Source organism: Chitinophaga rhizosphaerae, from assembly GCF_003958645.1.
GTDB lineage: Bacteria > Bacteroidota > Bacteroidia > Chitinophagales > Chitinophagaceae > Chitinophaga > Chitinophaga rhizosphaerae.
In genome coordinates this window covers 478419-493253 of record NZ_RXLO01000002.1, presented here as the reverse complement: position 1 = coordinate 493253, position 14835 = coordinate 478419, and the positions used below count along the sequence as shown (strand labels likewise).

Sequence of the window (14835 nt, the reverse complement as noted above, 5' to 3'; positions counted from 1 at the left end):
TGTTTATGGATGTTTGGAAACTCAATATACAACAAAGTATGTTGAGGTACGAATTGTATGGATTAATGCCGGAATGATAAAGGGGGATCCGAGGTAGGCGATCCCTGGTAGGGCATTCCTGTTTTTGGGCGGGCAGGTGAGCGGTAATACGATTGGCCGTTGCGGAAGCGCTAAAAACCAAAAAATGCCCAAAGACCGAAGTCAATGAGCATTTAAAGCTTGCGGAGGAGAAGGGATGAAAACCCATCCTGGAAAGCCTTAACAGTGCTTGATTCTACGATCATAATACATTTTTGATACCTTAGGCCATACCTTCCAGTGAAAGGAGCTGGTTTGAAGATGCAGTCAAATTACTGCTTTTTTGTTACTTATAGAGGCTGATACAGTCATTGAGCTTGCCTACGATATATTCTGCTATCTCCAGTATTCTGTCCCTTTCTGCCCTGGTGATAGTGGCATATTTGGAGGTAGATACTTTCCTGTAATAGGTGGCATTTGAGAAATCACAGTCCAGGCAAACCCTGTCTTTAAAGGCTTTACCTGCATTATCGAAGTGCTTATGCAAATTTTCGAGCATGCTCATGCTGTTGGGTTCTTCAGGAAGATCCATGATATTAGTATTAATGATTATGCAATTCCTCGAAAATGCCCAGGAGGGTATCTTCCTTCCTGTAATTTTCCCTCAGGATGGAGGTTGTACCCCAAAAGTTGCAGCCATAACCCCTGAAAACTACCTCTCCCAAGAGAATCAGTTCATCCCCCATCCAGTGAGGCACCAGGAGCCATTCGTAAATGTACCTTTCCTTGGGGGCTGCTTTGTCGAGGACTTCCCTTTCCAGTTTGACTTTTTCAACCCTGTCCTGGAGTTGTTTGACTTTTTCATCGTCCAGGGTGTGGAGGATTTCTTTCTGGAGAATGGAAATTTCCCTGTCCTTGCGCATCAGGAGGTCTTTTACCAGGAGGCAGGTTCCTCTATGGACATGGCCATCTATCAGCACATCATACACAAGTGGGTTGTGGATGAAGGAGTGGAGGGATTCATCATTACTCAGCAGGAAACTGTTTACAAGATAAGTTTGATCTGCCAGGATGGCTGCTTTGCAGAAATCCTGGAATTTGGCTAATTGATCTTCTGCCATCGTTAAAACATTTATTGGTTTAAAAAAAGTTACCCACCCTACCAGGAGGTAAGATGGGTAAGGTGAAATTTTGAAAAAGTATCAGGCTGCTGTGGATTCTTCCAAGAGCTGAAAGAGTAGTTTGTTAAGGGATTGGAGCTGGTGAATCAGGCATTTTGGAGAAATACTCACTTGGTTCGTAGCAGCCTCCTTTTGTCCAGTAATTACTTTCATCAGGCCATCCACATCAAAAGAGAAGAAATCTCCCAGGGTCAGGCCATATATTCCAACCAGCTTTTGCAGTCTGGTGATGGGTATTCTGGAAGCATCTTGTTCCAGAGCTAAATAAGTGGAATGCCCTATGCCCAATTCCTCTGCAACATAAGCCTGGGTGTAATTATGGATCAGTCGCAGCAGGTAAATTTTTCTGCCAATGTCGTTCATGTAAATAAATTTTAAAGAATAGATGTTAGGTCAGGAACCAACTGGATTGGTGGTTGTCCAGGGCTCGCCTGATTTCCTCAGTAAACTGGAAGGCATTCAGTGATCTGTCCAGGAATGTGTCGATGTAGGAACTTTTATTGGCTCCAGTGAATAGGTTATATAACCTCCAGAGGTTGATGCTACCATCCTCATTTCTACAAAAGCTATCGTCCCTGTAATAATCCCTGCAAACAGTGCTGAGCTGGGTGTCACCAAACAGAAGAGGGGAAATGCCTGCTTTCATGGCAGGAGGCAGATAATTGAACAACTTACATTTCCCAATGAGGTGGACAAACTGCTGCTCAGAAATATCATAGTTGGTGAAATTCCTGAGTTTTTGAATGTGCTGGGATGCATTGTATTGGCTGAACAGAGAGTATATAGCATTTTTGAGCTGCGCCATATTCTTCACCTTCAAATCTGCCATATAGCCATCAGTCCTTACACATAAGTTTGTGCAAACCTTATTCTGGAACCCAATAAATACCTTGAAATGCTCATCAGCACCTTTCTTGGTGTATAAGTTCTCCAGGTTGTAGGCTTTTACTCCTCCCAGGGTAAGGGTGAGGTTATTCCCTTCGATGGAATCTGAGATGCTGGGGATTTCAATGATAAAAGCCATCCTTTCGAAATACAGGGTCTTTTCGTGATCCAATAGGTCTTTTGCTGCCTTTTCTTTGGCTTCAGGGATTCTGCCTTTAATAGGATGGCTTAGCCTGATGGAAGGGCTTAAAATGGATTCCTGGGAAAATACTTCTACTGCTACCTGGGAGGTCAGTTCGATAAAATCATAATGGCTGATTAAAGGCTCATTGTCCTTCGCGAAACAGGGGATTGTGTGGTCTTTCCTGATGTGTGCCAGAGGAAATTCCTCTGTATTGGCTTGTAGGAAAGGTTTGGAGGTAGAAGTTTCCTCAAAATCAATATAAGTTCCCTGGTGAGAGGGAGTTTGCAAAATAGCTTGTTCCATTTTTTGAACTTTTAGGAAAAGAAAAAGGGCAAAACCTTTGTAGTCCTGCCCTTCATCTGATTGGGTGAATGAATTAATTGGATGGGATTATGTGATTAAGGTACATATGCATATTGATGGGTCAGCTTTACTGCTTCCCCAGTTTCGTGCATAATAAAGTCGTAGGGTTCACATTCCTGTTTTACAATGTTTCCTTCGATGGATTTTCCAACCATCAGCCTGGCTGTGGTTTCATCAAAAGTTGAAGAAATAAAGCATTTCCTGACTGTAGCGTAAAATCTCCCTGATTGTTTGGATTGGATCATTTCAATATCACCTATCAGCTCCAGGGAGACAAATGATTTCCCCTGTGCATCAGCATGCACTTTAAAATTCTTAATAGTAACCATAGTTGTAAGGATTAGGAATTATATAACTAGTTGATAAAAAAGGTGGGGTATACCCTGAACCTGATATTAAGAGGGGGTGTATTAAATGGGGTGGTCGCTACTTACATTTATATGAGGGGGAGGGCAGGAAGGAATTTCAATTATGCTATATATTAATTAAACATCGAAAAATTTGGGGCTGGAAAAATTTAGCTAAAAATAGGGAGATTGGACTAGATAGGTATTTATTCAAACATAGTGCAGATAAACATTTACTCAAACATAATTGTGGAAAATCATGTAAGGTTTATTTACTAAATAATTTAGTATATTTGATATAATGTAATATCAACCTATGGATTTAGATAAGGATTATCAAAAAAGTTTATCAGATACACTGACTAAAAGCCAGGATGATTTTGAGAAACAGTTAAGTTTTATCAGTGCTGGTGCATTGGGATTATCCATGCTTTTTATAGAGAAAATAGTCCCACTTAGCACTGCCTGCAATAAGTGGTTACTTAAATCTGGTTGGATTCTTTTAGCCATAACTCTTTTTTCCAATCTTTTTTCTCATTTCCTTTCTGCCCAATATAATTACAAAACTCTTATTGAATATCAATGTGGCTCCGAGACGAAACATGCGAAGAGGACAAGATGGATTACTTTAATAAATGTAGGTACAATCATTACATTGATTTTAGGGATTCTTTCAATTTTAATTTTTTCATCAATAAATATATAATGTATGAGCAAAGAGAAAGAAACAAAGGTGATGCCTAGAGAATTAGTCCAAGAAAAGTTGGGAAGAGTGGTTCCTCCACCTCCCAAGGCTTCGACAAACAATAGTAATAGTAGTCAAGCTACGACAACTTCATCTGGCGATAACAATAATAATAGTACATCTAATAACCAATAAGGAAAAGTTGTATGCGACTTAGTGGAAAGAGTGTTGTAGAACTCTCTAATGAGGACATTTTGTCCTTGATTGAACGAAGAGTTCCTGAATCAATAACCCTGGATTATAAAAGGGACTTTAAACTCAAAGATGATGGTGATAGATCAGAATTGCTGGCTGATATAACAGCATTTCATAATACAGAAGGTGGTATTATAATATTTGGATTGGAGGATGAGAAAGATGAATTAAATCAAAGTACAGGAATCCCCCAATTGCCTAGTGGCAATAGAGTGGCCATAGACAATTATGATAAAGTCATATCTCAAATTGAGGAAATTGTTAAGAATAATACAGATCCCCAATTAAGTCATTTGTCTTTTAGTAGTTTAATACCTGTAAATGGCTGCAATGTTTTTGCAATATCAATTCCTAAAAATTTATCGTTACCTACCAGAATAAGTTTTAAGAACTCAAGTAAATTCTACAGGAGAAGGAATACTGGCAAGTATTTGTTGGATACCCATGAGTTGTATAATTTATTCATAAAGAACATGGAAATGAGAGATAGGGCCAAACAGTTTATTCAGGATAGGATAAAATCAATACAGACAAACCCTTTTTGGGATGCTATTGTTGATATTCCCAATATGATACTTCATATTATTCCTTTGTCAAAAATGGGCTATACTTCTTTGGATTTTTTGCCTAGCTCATTTCATGAGAATATGATTAGAAAATTACCTCCAATCATGTCAAGTGGCTACAGCTATAATCATACTTTTGAGGGTTTTGTTATCCATACAAACCCATATTCTGATATGTATTCGTATAATTCAATATTTAGAGATGGCTGCATTGAGGTTTTTACAACAGGAATATATATGCAGGATGCTAGTAATAAGTATTTTCTATCTGGAGAGAATTTAGCAGCTGAAGTTTTGCAGCAAGTAAAGCAGACAATAGAGTTCTACATCACAGCATCGATAGAATCCCCATATTGTATTTCTTTAGCATTTAATAACATAAAAGGGATGCCAATTTCTGGACTTTGGAATCATAAAAAAGGCTTCAAAAAGGAAAGTCTATTGTTCCCAATAGTTGTCATTCAAGATTTCAAACAAGATTATTATAAGGCAATGGAATCATTGTTCCATATCATTTGGCAAAGTGCAGGTTACGAAATGTGTCCTCCAGATATTTTACAGAAAATATAGATGAATCAATCAGGCTCAAATTCAAACAACTTGTAAGGAGCGACTTCTAGTGCTCTAGCAATTGCAGCTACATGAGATATAGATGTGTTGATAGTTCCCCTTTCAATCCTACCTATTTGAGATAATTCAAACCCACACTTAAAGGCAAGTTCTTCCTGGCTCATCTTCTTGAACTTCCTTATTTCTTTGAGCCTTAGCCCAAATTTTTTGATAAAATCCTCATCCCTATAGTAGTTATTAGCCACAAGGCAAAGAGAAACCTTGTGATATAGAATTGTTAGAGCAAATTTGCGTTATTTACTGCAAAACAGGTATTTTTACTTCAAAACCACATATTATGAAAAGTTTCACTCTATTTGGTCTACTTTTTCTTTGTTTAAATTCATCAGCTTATTCTCAACAACCTGTTGATGCTTTAGACCCAATGACCTTGGAGAAAAACAAGGATGATTTAGAAAAAATTAAAGCCTCAATTGAGAGAAGTAATACAGGGCCAACAATACAAGACTATTCTACCTCGAAAGAAAAAACTGAATTGGATCAACTTATTGAAAGTCTGGAGCCAGGCAATGGCCCTCATGCAAGTTCTAATCCAGCCACCACTCCTATAGCACCAACTGGTATATATAATACTTCTGATACCAGCAAGATTAATTTTGATGATGAGATATTCAAATCTTCTAACGAGAATAATAATAATCAGGGTACTTTGGTAGTATTCTCAATTGTCATCATTTCCACATTGGCAATAGTTGTACTTATATTAAAATTAAAATAACATCTACCTATGGAAAATATCAAAGGGTGTCTTTGGGGCATAGGCATTCTTGCAATTGCTTGTATTGCAGCATTTATTATTGATGGCCTATGGAATGGACTAATTTATTCCCTGTTCAAAATTCCCTGGTGGTTGTATATTTTAGGGATAGTTGGATTTATTGGCTTTAAGTTAAAGAAGTAGCCAACTGTCAGATTAAATCGTAGCTATCTTATCTTACACGATTAATAAATCAATTCCCATTTATTCTTGCCAACATGGAGGTATAATGAACATTATCCACATATTTTACCAACTCTAGTACAATTGGAACTAGTTTTTCAGTCTCGCCAAAAAGATTGTCATTATATCCCCTTATGCTGGTTCCATGATCTGCTCTATGCGAATAATGATTTACAAATTTTCTAACTTTTGCAAGTTCGCTGAATCCCACTATTTCGTCAAAGCATTTATCCAGTTTCTTTCGACCAAACTTGAAAGTTAGAAAAGATTCTAAGAGCTGTCTGCATAAATTAGCTATAGTGTGCGTATGATAATAAGATTTGTCGTTCGATTCATTGTATTTCTTAATTTCTGAAAAAATAAAGTGATACTCAGAACCAAATTGCTTTAAAACATATTCAGCATCTTCAAATATCGCAGCTCTACTACCATTATGATTAATGTTCTTTATGCAGAACACTTTTTTTAAATCCTTTGCCTCAAACCATTCATTGATAAGGGAGAAAAAATTGAAATTATGTGTAAGAATAAAGAGCTGTCCAATCTTACTTGGCATGTCTTTTTCTGAAAAGAACTCTTCTTTAATGAAATGAGCTGCATTGAACAGATGATTGCTATCAAAGCTTGAAATAGGATCATCCAAAACAATAATTGACTCCTGCAAATCAGCTATCTCCATCTCCTGTAATTTTGATATGAAATAGACAAACGCAATGGCTGTTCTTTCGCCCTCACTCAAATGCTTTGCCAATTCTTTTTTTCCTGACCTGATAATTTTATATCCACCTTCATCTGCAATATATTCTAACAAAATATCATTTCTTCCCAGAAACTTATATAGGTTCTCATTAAATTGTTCAGCGCCCATAACAGCATTGACTAATACCTTTTCTAATTCTAATATTTCCTTGGCTATCACATTTAGTTGTTGTCGCACTTCATTGGATTCTTTGTCCAGCTCTTCGATTTCAATCAAGCTTCTAAAATATTCATTGTTAGAAAGTGCTTCGCTGACATAGTGTAGCTCCAGCTTTTCTTGGCTTTCTTTAAGTATTTTTGAATAATTATCAGTTTTGCTATTGCATAATTCGAGGACAGAGATCACCTTATTTACGCTACTACTAAATGCAGTAAAAATAGAAGTTGTATTTTGTGTATCTAGAGATAGTATTTCAAATGGATTTCCAAGTTTAGTATTCATGGTGTCAGACCAATATTTCAACTTAGTATCAATTTCTATAAGGACGCTCTTAAATTCATTAACTGCATCTTTGTATCCTTCCTTATATTCATCATATAAGTGATCTTCCAGTGGCACTGAAAGGTGAAATCCCTGTTTTATACTTTCAATGAATTTAATGCCATCTTCTATTTTTGTTTTTAATGAAATATAGTCTGCACTAAAATGTGCATTTAGTGCATTAATTCTCTCTTTTGCTATTGCATTTCCACAATATCCACAAACTTCACTACCTATTTTTGAATGCAATTTCAAGCCCTCTTCTACCCATCTATTGAGTAGTTCGTCATTAACTAATTGCTCTATTTGATTAGACACAATATTGGTTTGTAAAACTAGATTCAACCTGGCTTCAAATTCAATTAAGTTATTTGAATTAGGCAATTCAAACTCCAGGGGAATAATTTCTTTTACCTCTGGCTTAACTGCCATAATGACTTTGCTTAGATCTGCATCAGTAAGAATCGAAGTTGCATTTACTTGTTGTTTATGCCTATCGATAAATGCTGATAGTTTATTTCTATCATAGTTAAAATAGTAAGTATCTTTTGTGTCAATGACCTTAAAAGAATTTTTAATCCCTTTTGCAATATCTGAAAGGAACTTCTCATTTACTTTTCTTTTATCCCTGGCTCCATTTTCAGCATTCAGCAATCTGTCAACAAGACTCTTTTTCTCTTTATTTAGTTCTTTGAGTTTTGCCTTTTCTTCAATCCTTTCTTTTGATACCAAAAGAATGCTTTTGGCGCCTTGTTCCTCAAAATTTATATTCTCTGCAACGAAGTATTTATTAAATACTTTTAATTTCAATGAATTACTTGACAATGATGCCCCATTTGTCAGCTTTTGCTTATCTGCTAATTCAATTTCAAATTTAGCATCCAGGTGTTCGTCTGGAATAGATTTTTCTTCAACATACTGAAGCAGATTAGAAAATGTGCTTTTCCCACTTCCATTCCAACCATAGAATAAATTATATTTTGAAAAGTCTGACAATGATGAAGACCTTGTGAAATCTTGAAATATGCGAAATCCATGGATTTTGTTGATGCTTTTAATCATAAGTAAGAGATTTTTGGTGTCACAACTATTCGAAAAATAGAGAAAGTCCTAAAAAGTGGATAAGCCAACTCAATATACACGACAATATAATGTAATTGTAAGTTAACAGTTTGTTATTGATACCCTGTTCGTTCAATCATGTTTGCATTTTAAAATCCAGTCCAGAGTATTGAGAAGATAGGAAAGAGAATGCTGCTTAAAATTAGCTGATAACAGTGCAGAAAGTAGATTCTGTAAGATGTTGAAATTGATACTTTCAATTGGTGTCAATAATTTTTTTTAATGCTATTGGCAAATAAATCGAACCATAATAATTTTACAATTCAGTTTTAAAATGGCCAAAGTTTCCTTGGGATATTTTGGTCAGGTGATATAAAAATTAATTCACAAAAAAATAAAATATGAAAAATTACAAAACGAGCAATCAGCCTGGATTCAGGTGATGGAAAATTATTTATTCTTAGATGGAACAACAGCTTTTTTACATTCCAGAGAACATAGATATAGATGATATTATCAGGAAAAATTCAATCAGCCACATAGATGGTTTTAATAGAGATAAGCTACTCTACATTTTACACCTTCTTGCAGAAATCCCCTCCAGAAACAAAGATTTAACAGACGAGGAAGGTTATGTACCTATTAATGCTGAAATCCTGAAACAATGGATTGGCAAAGGATATTCTGACTATTTAACCTACCTACTGGAAGCTGGTATTATTGAAACAGATGACCAGTTTATTGTTGGCGTAAAATCAAAAGGATATAGATTTTGCGAAAGATACCAGCAATCACTTAAATCAATTCCTATTACCAATTCTATTCTGCTCAAAAAGATGGAAGGCATTAAACAGCCCAATAAGGGCACAAAGGAGCCTCAAATTTTCAATAATGTTACTTACAGTAGTGGAATGGCGATTGAAAAAAAGGAGCCAGTTAATGCCTCTACAGCTAGCCAATTTGATCTATCTTCTATTGGCAGTAAATACACTCCAATAGAAAGATGGTATAAAGCTGGTGGCTTGAATATTAATGATAAGCTGGCACATGCGTACAATGCAGAAATATATTTACAAAAGAAAAAAGACAGATCGAAATGGGATAAAACTATTAGTGGTAGAGGGATTGAGTGGAAAAACCCCTATACACAGTATCTTGGTACCCATTTGAATATTGAGAAGATAAGGAGAGGTTTATTTAACGCACATTTTGACCAAAATGTATTCAGGTATCATTCTGCACTGACTTCCTGTAAAAGAGAAATAAGAAATGCTGTTACCTACGATGGCGAAGAATTAGTTTCTATAGATTTGTCAAACAGCCAGCCTACTTTGCTTACTTTGCTGTTAGACGATGGATTCTGGACGAATGAAGCGAAGGGAGGAAAATTGAATTCTTCAGATATTCCTTACTTATTCATTACTCCAATATTCGCCAACCACAAACACTTATCCAATACCATTACTCTGTGCAAAAATGCCCAGAATAATAGAATAATGGAGGGGGATGAAATGTGGAATTATTATCGAATGGTTAGTAGTGGAAATTTTTATTCTGAATTTCGTCATCTGCTAAAAGATAAGCTAGGATTTGATTTTAAGACAAATGATGAAGTAAAACCCATGCTATTCACTGTGCTGTTTACAGATAACAGATTCATTGGACAAGAAGAAGCTGCACCTAAAAGAATTTTCAGAGATATATTTCCCCAAATATATGAGATCACAGCATCCATCAAAAGAGCGAAAGCTGAAAATTTACCTATCCTGCTGCAAAGGATTGAAAGCTACATCATGTATCATCGTGTAGTTGCAAGAATTGCTCAGGAAAAATCATATCTGCCAATTTTTACACTCCATGATTCTGTCGTAACATTGAAAGGATATGAAGAGTATGTAGAGAATGTAATGAAAGAAGAGTTTGGTAAATGTCTTGGATTTACACCTCATTTTAAGCGAGAGTACTGGATTGAGAACAAGCTAAAAATGGCAATATAGCCAGGAAATGTCAGCAGGCGCAGGAATCATTCTCGTGCGTCTATTCCTATTAGAGAGTAACTTATAATTCTGTATTACTGTTAAGGCAAAAAGGCAGGAACTATGTCCTGCCTTTGCTCAAACTGTCTTACACACCTAAATGTATTTTTTTGAATGGCTTTGCCATATTTAGGCAACTTTCCTTTCAATATGTGCATAGTGATATATCACTCCTCCAAATGAATATTTCTCTGATGATATGGCGTTGTCGAAATAGATATTGTTCCTATGCCCATTACTAGCCAACTCCTTCAAAATGTATACAAGCACAGTTTCTGGAATTAAAACAGTACAATGACTGATTTTGGTATCATCCATCAGTAAGAATATATAGTCAAAATCGGCTGTTTGATACTCCCCTGTATACTCATTTAAAATGATGATATCTGATTCTGATATTTGAGAGATTGCTTCATCCTTAGCAGCATTTATTTTGAATCGCATGTGGTATATTTTAAATTGTTTTAAGTGATTTGAGTTATTTCTTCCTATTTTATATAACATAAGGGCGGTGGCTTGTTCCTTTGAATCATATCTTGTTGTTTTGTTCGATTCAAAGGTGCCAAATTGGATTATGTCCTTTAGTCCTGAACAAGTACTGTCAGGACTAATCAGTTGTTGAAATGTAATGTGGTAAGGGGTTTTGTTTTCCTTATTTCAGCTTTGAAGTATTAATTCTATCTCCTTTTAAGGCTCTTTTATCTTCTTTGCTAGGGGTTAAAAGTGTATCAATTGATGAAGGGCTGAGTGGTTGCCCATCTTTTTCAATGAAATTATTGAGGAGGAAATTTTTTATTTGCTCTTTTGTGGCCTTGATCAATGGCTCCCCTCCATTCTCAACATTTGAATATAAGTCATAAAACAAGGTTATAAGGACTTTGGATTTCCCCATCCATTGTAATTTGTGGGAAGATTGGGGGGACGAGGATAGGTTTAATTTTTTGGGTGCTTCAGTATCATCAGGAACATTGTATTTATCTATAAGTTCTGCTTTCAAATCTTTAAGACAATTGGCGATAAAAATGTATTTATTCACATAGTCCAATCGCTCTGCATAAAGAATAAGGGGATTAAGGGTTTTATAGATAGTTTTTAGGTAGAGGATTTGCTTCTTTTCATCATCTATTCCCAGGATAGCATTGTCAATGAGATCAAGTGCATTAATCATCCCTCCTGCAACCCTTTCTTCCAGAATCTGAGTAAAAGATATTTTTTCAACATTGGCTTGGGAGTTTTCGTCAACTGCATTCGTAGATGCATACTCGATCGTATCATTTTGGAAATCCCTATTTAAAACTGGGGCGAATTCAGCACCCAGCAAAAATTTCATTCGTTCTTTGGCTATATGGTTTCTTAGGATAAGGTCTTTAAAGTATTGTAGGGGGTGTTGCATAATAGGTGTAGGTTTTGTTTCCCTACACCTAATTTAATAAAAGTTTGAATTTCAGCTACAATTTGAACCAAAATACCAGTATAATAAGGAAGACGAAACCCATAAGAAACTGAATGATTGGATTCTCTTGTAGGTAGGAGTATTTATTAGGAATGACTTGTTTTGCAATAAAAGTTCCTATACCCCAACAAATAAACCCCATCACCAGGATCGTCCAGATCAACATGATTTTATCCATTGGTAGATGTGTTTAAGTTATCAGATAATTTCACCCTTAATGCCTGCATATCCTGGCTAATCTTCGAATCCACCACTTTCGCATAAATCTGAGTAGTCTTCAAATTGGTATGCCCCAACATCTTCGACACACTTTCAATAGGCACCCCATTACTCAGTGTAATTGTCGTAGAAAAGGTATGCCTGGCTAGGTGGAATGTCAGTTTCCTGGATATTTCGCACAAATCCCCAATCTCCTTCAGATATGCATTTACCTTCTGATTGCTGGGGATAGGGAAGATGAAATCCCTTTTTCCCTCCAGGGAATGCAACTCCAGGTACTTTTCAAGAATAGCCAATGCTTGGGGTAGGAGGGGTAGGCTAGTGCGCACATTGGTCTTTTGCCTGAAGGTGTTCACCCATTTCCCACCATCAACCCCAATGATGATGTGTGAGGGCTTCAGTTGCTTCACATCTGCATAGGCCAACCCAGTGTAGCAGGAGAAAAGAAAAATATCCTTAATCCTGGCCAGCCTGAGATTGGGAATAATTTTATTCTCCAGTTTCTGAAGTTCATCCAGGGTGAGAAATCCTCTTTCCACGAGCTTTAAGGAGCATTTAAAATTCCTGAAAGGATTATTATCCAGCCAGCCATGAGCAATGGCCATGTTGGTGATCTTTTTCAGGAACTGGATATATTTGATGGTGGGGTTGTGGCTAATCAACTCCACTGTTTTGAGGTAAATCTCAAAATTCACTACAAACTGATGATTCAGCTCCTTCAGGAAAATATCCTTTCGTTTATACTGATGGATGATATAGCTCCTGACCTTGCGCTCCAAAGTCTTGTATTTCGTATTGGTGGCTTTGGCGTTCTTGATCCCTGTTCCCTTTGCCAGAAGGTCATTGTGGTAGGTTAGGGCTTCCAGTAGGGTTTTCCTTTCAATATCAGCACCAGCCAATCTGTGTTTTATCAGATCGAGGGAAATGGGTGTTTCCTGCTCCAGCAGAGAATTGTAAATGGAGAGGATTTTAGTTCTGAGGGATGCTAAAAGTTTATTCATTTCCTGGGCTTCAGGCTTGTTGCCTTTTACCTGGTACTTCTTCGCATCCCATGATTTTTCTTCGATGAATAAGCCTGTATTGTGGTTGAGCCTTTTCCCTTCATGGGTGATCCTGGCAAAGATGGGAATGCCTCCCTTTTGCGTCTGCCTGGATTTGTAGAGAAAGAAACTGACGAAGATTCTATTGCTTTCCATGTAGAAGTTTTTACGCTCCTTCCAGGAAGGCATGGCTAAAAGTAGTAAATGTGTAATGGGTTGATATAGATGTTATTAAAGGTGCTTTTACTGCTACCTACAAAGAAATGTACTGCTACCTTCAGTGATACCTTCTGTTATAAAAAACAGGTTGTTTCTTCAGTTCGCCCACATAACTTTTTTACTTAATTCTATATCTGTAAAACCTGTAGAAGTTAATACAGGAAAGGGTTGCAACTCCCCCAAAACAAAAAATGCCCAAAGACCGAAGTCAATGAGCATTTAAAGCTTGCGGAGGAGAAGGGATTCGAACCCTTGATTTTCTTACTCCAGCCCTCCAAAAGTGTTATCGCTTGGTTTTCTGATATTTACGAAACGCTGATTATTTAATATGAATGTGGTTTTGTGGGCTTGCGTAGACTTTTACGTAGAGTGCCGCAAACTTGTTTGCGCTATCAATTCTCATTTTCGGGAATTATAGACCAAAATTCAATCTTATTCCGCCGCCAACGCCTCTCAACGAATGTCCTCCTGCAAAAACTTCGATCGTCTTGTATTGATAGCCAACATATCCGCCGCCGCCAAATGTTGCTTTCTCATTAAAAACGTGGTGTGAGGCACCTTGATTCACGTAGTCATATTTTTCGCCGCCGCTGGCAACAATTTGTAGATTCAGCCCCTTCCAAACATATCTGCTGTATCCCAAATCAATTGTATAAAAGAAATCTTTTATGTCTGAGTAGCCCGGAGGATAAACCCGGTTTTCAGTCCTATCGGCCTTTCCTTCTTTGTCAGTAAACTGATAAGTGGCGCCAATATGAAACCTGCTCTTATTAAGTTTAAAAAAGAGGTCTACATTTAAGCATTTCTCGCTATGGAAACCAGCAGACAACCCAACGGCTTTCGTTTGAGCAAAAGCAACTGTCGGAGCAATAAACAGGAACAAAATAAGTGCTTTTTTCATAGTGATGGCGAGGCTGTTCTTTTACAATAAGTTTTTTTAAGTAAATGCTATAGGCTAGAAAGAGTCTTTAGTTTTCATCTTCTCGCTGAACGTAGTAAGAATGGCTTGGGCCTCCGTCATAGCGTAGTTTTTCACACTATAGAATACTTTGTCTTCAGTTTTTTTCGCGTCGCCAGCAAATCTCCTCATGAAAACTTGCTGGTTCAAATCACCATATTCGGTTCCTGTAGATGGTCCATATGCGGATGTCAGTTCTCTTCCGGAATGCCTAAAATCTGACAATACCATTCGGTACTTACCATCTCGAACATCAATAGACATTACATAAGCTATATTTCCAAAAGGGTTTTTAGGAAATGACATCATTGCTTTTCCAATAATCTTACCTGCTTCTTTATCGTGCATATCAACAACTGCTTTAGCGGATCCGTAAGATTTCGAAACCCACTCAAATGCGCGAACAAATAATTCATCCTTTTTATCTGCTGAAGATTCGGTAATTGAGAATTCAAACGGACTGGGGTAATTCTGTTTAATTATTTTTCCTCCAGGCGCACATGCTGAAAATAATATCAAACTAAAACAAACAGTAAATGAGATGTACTTCATGG

18 protein-coding genes are annotated in these 14835 nt (G+C 36.8%); 6 read left to right on the top strand and 12 right to left on the bottom strand.

Going from position 1 to position 14835, the window contains the following annotated elements; all coding sequences use genetic code 11:
- Positions 1–364: 364 nt before the first annotated feature.
- The 5 genes from EJ361_RS05670 to EJ361_RS05650 all read right to left on the bottom strand — a co-directional run bounded on the left by EJ361_RS05670 (position 365) and on the right by EJ361_RS05650 (position 2960).
- Positions 365–610 carry a hypothetical protein gene (locus tag EJ361_RS05670; RefSeq protein WP_126244384.1) on the bottom strand — a complete coding sequence of 82 codons (246 nt, stop codon included), beginning with the start codon at positions 608–610 and terminating at the stop codon, positions 365–367.
- Positions 611–620: 10 nt separating this feature from the next.
- Positions 621–1139, bottom strand: a complete 519-nt coding sequence (locus tag EJ361_RS05665; protein WP_126244383.1) for a hypothetical protein — start codon at positions 1137–1139, stop codon at positions 621–623.
- A gap of 81 nt (positions 1140–1220) precedes the next feature.
- Entirely contained in the window at positions 1221–1562 is a 342-nt protein-coding gene (locus tag EJ361_RS05660) for a helix-turn-helix domain-containing protein (RefSeq protein WP_126244382.1), read from the bottom strand.
- Positions 1563–1587: 25 nt separating this feature from the next.
- On the bottom strand, positions 1588–2571 hold the full coding sequence (locus EJ361_RS05655; protein ID WP_126244381.1) for a DUF3871 family protein: 984 nt from the start codon (positions 2569–2571) through the stop codon (positions 1588–1590).
- Positions 2572–2666: 95 nt separating this feature from the next.
- Positions 2667–2960 carry a hypothetical protein gene (locus EJ361_RS05650; protein WP_126244380.1) on the bottom strand — a complete coding sequence of 98 codons (294 nt, stop codon included), beginning with the start codon at positions 2958–2960 and terminating at the stop codon, positions 2667–2669.
- A 334-nt stretch (positions 2961–3294) separates the two neighbouring features.
- Here EJ361_RS05650 and EJ361_RS05645 point away from each other — a divergent pair, with 334 nt between their 5' ends.
- From EJ361_RS05645 to EJ361_RS05640, 3 genes are read left to right on the top strand one after another with little or no spacing between them, the layout of a single operon-like run.
- Positions 3295–3684 carry a hypothetical protein gene (locus tag EJ361_RS05645; protein ID WP_126244379.1) on the top strand — a complete coding sequence of 130 codons (390 nt, stop codon included), beginning with the start codon at positions 3295–3297 and terminating at the stop codon, positions 3682–3684.
- A gap of 3 nt (positions 3685–3687) precedes the next feature.
- Positions 3688–3858, top strand: coding sequence for a hypothetical protein (locus tag EJ361_RS25550; protein ID WP_164714098.1), 171 nt, complete (start codon positions 3688–3690; stop codon positions 3856–3858).
- Between the two features lie 11 nt (positions 3859–3869).
- Positions 3870–5054 carry an AlbA family DNA-binding domain-containing protein gene (locus EJ361_RS05640; RefSeq protein WP_126244378.1) on the top strand — a complete coding sequence of 395 codons (1185 nt, stop codon included), beginning with the start codon at positions 3870–3872 and terminating at the stop codon, positions 5052–5054.
- A gap of 5 nt (positions 5055–5059) precedes the next feature.
- On the opposite strand, the gene EJ361_RS05635 is transcribed toward EJ361_RS05640, so the two are convergent.
- On the bottom strand, positions 5060–5299 hold the full coding sequence (locus EJ361_RS05635; protein ID WP_205686943.1) for a helix-turn-helix domain-containing protein: 240 nt from the start codon (positions 5297–5299) through the stop codon (positions 5060–5062).
- A gap of 92 nt (positions 5300–5391) precedes the next feature.
- Here EJ361_RS05635 and EJ361_RS05630 point away from each other — a divergent pair, with 92 nt between their 5' ends.
- Positions 5392–5832: a hypothetical protein gene (locus tag EJ361_RS05630; protein ID WP_126244377.1), complete on the top strand. Its 441-nt coding sequence runs from the start codon at positions 5392–5394 to the stop codon at positions 5830–5832.
- A 9-nt stretch (positions 5833–5841) separates the two neighbouring features.
- Positions 5842–6015, top strand: coding sequence for a hypothetical protein (locus EJ361_RS25545; protein WP_164714097.1), 174 nt, complete (start codon positions 5842–5844; stop codon positions 6013–6015).
- 49 nt (positions 6016–6064) lie between these two features.
- Here the strand turns inward: EJ361_RS25545 and EJ361_RS05625 are convergent, their stop codons facing one another.
- On the bottom strand, positions 6065–8356 hold the full coding sequence (locus EJ361_RS05625) for an AAA family ATPase (RefSeq protein ID WP_126244376.1): 2292 nt from the start codon (positions 8354–8356) through the stop codon (positions 6065–6067).
- A 464-nt stretch (positions 8357–8820) separates the two neighbouring features.
- On the opposite strand from EJ361_RS05625, the gene EJ361_RS05620 reads away from it, so the two are divergent.
- Positions 8821–10353 carry a hypothetical protein gene (locus EJ361_RS05620; RefSeq protein WP_126244375.1) on the top strand — a complete coding sequence of 511 codons (1533 nt, stop codon included), beginning with the start codon at positions 8821–8823 and terminating at the stop codon, positions 10351–10353.
- Positions 10354–10521: 168 nt separating this feature from the next.
- On the opposite strand, the gene EJ361_RS05615 is transcribed toward EJ361_RS05620, so the two are convergent.
- The 5 genes from EJ361_RS05615 to EJ361_RS05595 form a co-directional block, all read right to left on the bottom strand.
- A complete protein-coding gene (locus EJ361_RS05615; RefSeq protein WP_126244374.1) occupies positions 10522–10836 on the bottom strand; it encodes a hypothetical protein in 315 nt (104 codons plus the stop codon).
- Positions 10837–11044: 208 nt separating this feature from the next.
- Entirely contained in the window at positions 11045–11785 is a 741-nt protein-coding gene (locus EJ361_RS05610; protein ID WP_126244373.1) for a hypothetical protein, read from the bottom strand.
- A gap of 230 nt (positions 11786–12015) precedes the next feature.
- Positions 12016–13260 carry a site-specific integrase gene (locus tag EJ361_RS05605; protein WP_164714096.1) on the bottom strand — a complete coding sequence of 415 codons (1245 nt, stop codon included), beginning with the start codon at positions 13258–13260 and terminating at the stop codon, positions 12016–12018.
- Between the two features lie 475 nt (positions 13261–13735).
- Positions 13736–14224: a hypothetical protein gene (locus EJ361_RS05600; RefSeq protein ID WP_126244371.1), complete on the bottom strand. Its 489-nt coding sequence runs from the start codon at positions 14222–14224 to the stop codon at positions 13736–13738.
- A 54-nt stretch (positions 14225–14278) separates the two neighbouring features.
- Positions 14279–14833, bottom strand: a complete 555-nt coding sequence (locus EJ361_RS05595) for a DUF4468 domain-containing protein (RefSeq protein WP_126244370.1) — start codon at positions 14831–14833, stop codon at positions 14279–14281.
- Between the last annotated feature and the right edge of the window lie 2 nt (positions 14834–14835).

What these genes read in the sequence shown, in the direction of transcription:
- EJ361_RS05665 (WP_126244383.1), bottom strand. Translation starts at nt 1,139, where the DNA reads ATGGCAGAAGATCAATTAGCCAAATTCCAGGATTTCTGCAAAGCAGCC.
- EJ361_RS05615 (WP_126244374.1), bottom strand. Translation starts at nt 10,836, where the DNA reads ATGCGATTCAAAATAAATGCTGCTAAGGATGAAGCAATCTCTCAAATA.
- EJ361_RS05610 (WP_126244373.1), bottom strand. Translation starts at nt 11,785, where the DNA reads ATGCAACACCCCCTACAATACTTTAAAGACCTTATCCTAAGAAACCAT.
- EJ361_RS05625 (WP_126244376.1), bottom strand. Translation starts at nt 8,356, where the DNA reads ATGATTAAAAGCATCAACAAAATCCATGGATTTCGCATATTTCAAGAT.
- EJ361_RS25550 (WP_164714098.1), top strand. Translation starts at nt 3,688, where the DNA reads ATGAGCAAAGAGAAAGAAACAAAGGTGATGCCTAGAGAATTAGTCCAA.
- EJ361_RS05605 (WP_164714096.1), bottom strand. Translation starts at nt 13,260, where the DNA reads ATGGAAAGCAATAGAATCTTCGTCAGTTTCTTTCTCTACAAATCCAGG.
- EJ361_RS05670 (WP_126244384.1), bottom strand. Translation starts at nt 610, where the DNA reads ATGGATCTTCCTGAAGAACCCAACAGCATGAGCATGCTCGAAAATTTG.
- EJ361_RS05655 (WP_126244381.1), bottom strand. Translation starts at nt 2,571, where the DNA reads ATGGAACAAGCTATTTTGCAAACTCCCTCTCACCAGGGAACTTATATT.
- EJ361_RS25545 (WP_164714097.1), top strand. Translation starts at nt 5,842, where the DNA reads ATGGAAAATATCAAAGGGTGTCTTTGGGGCATAGGCATTCTTGCAATT.
- EJ361_RS05650 (WP_126244380.1), bottom strand. Translation starts at nt 2,960, where the DNA reads ATGGTTACTATTAAGAATTTTAAAGTGCATGCTGATGCACAGGGGAAA.
- EJ361_RS05595 (WP_126244370.1), bottom strand. Translation starts at nt 14,833, where the DNA reads ATGAAGTACATCTCATTTACTGTTTGTTTTAGTTTGATATTATTTTCA.
- EJ361_RS05640 (WP_126244378.1), top strand. Translation starts at nt 3,870, where the DNA reads ATGCGACTTAGTGGAAAGAGTGTTGTAGAACTCTCTAATGAGGACATT.
- EJ361_RS05620 (WP_126244375.1), top strand. Translation starts at nt 8,821, where the DNA reads ATGGAACAACAGCTTTTTTACATTCCAGAGAACATAGATATAGATGAT.
- EJ361_RS05660 (WP_126244382.1), bottom strand. Translation starts at nt 1,562, where the DNA reads ATGAACGACATTGGCAGAAAAATTTACCTGCTGCGACTGATCCATAAT.
- EJ361_RS05645 (WP_126244379.1), top strand. Translation starts at nt 3,295, where the DNA reads ATGGATTTAGATAAGGATTATCAAAAAAGTTTATCAGATACACTGACT.
- EJ361_RS05630 (WP_126244377.1), top strand. Translation starts at nt 5,392, where the DNA reads ATGAAAAGTTTCACTCTATTTGGTCTACTTTTTCTTTGTTTAAATTCA.
- EJ361_RS05600 (WP_126244371.1), bottom strand. Translation starts at nt 14,224, where the DNA reads ATGAAAAAAGCACTTATTTTGTTCCTGTTTATTGCTCCGACAGTTGCT.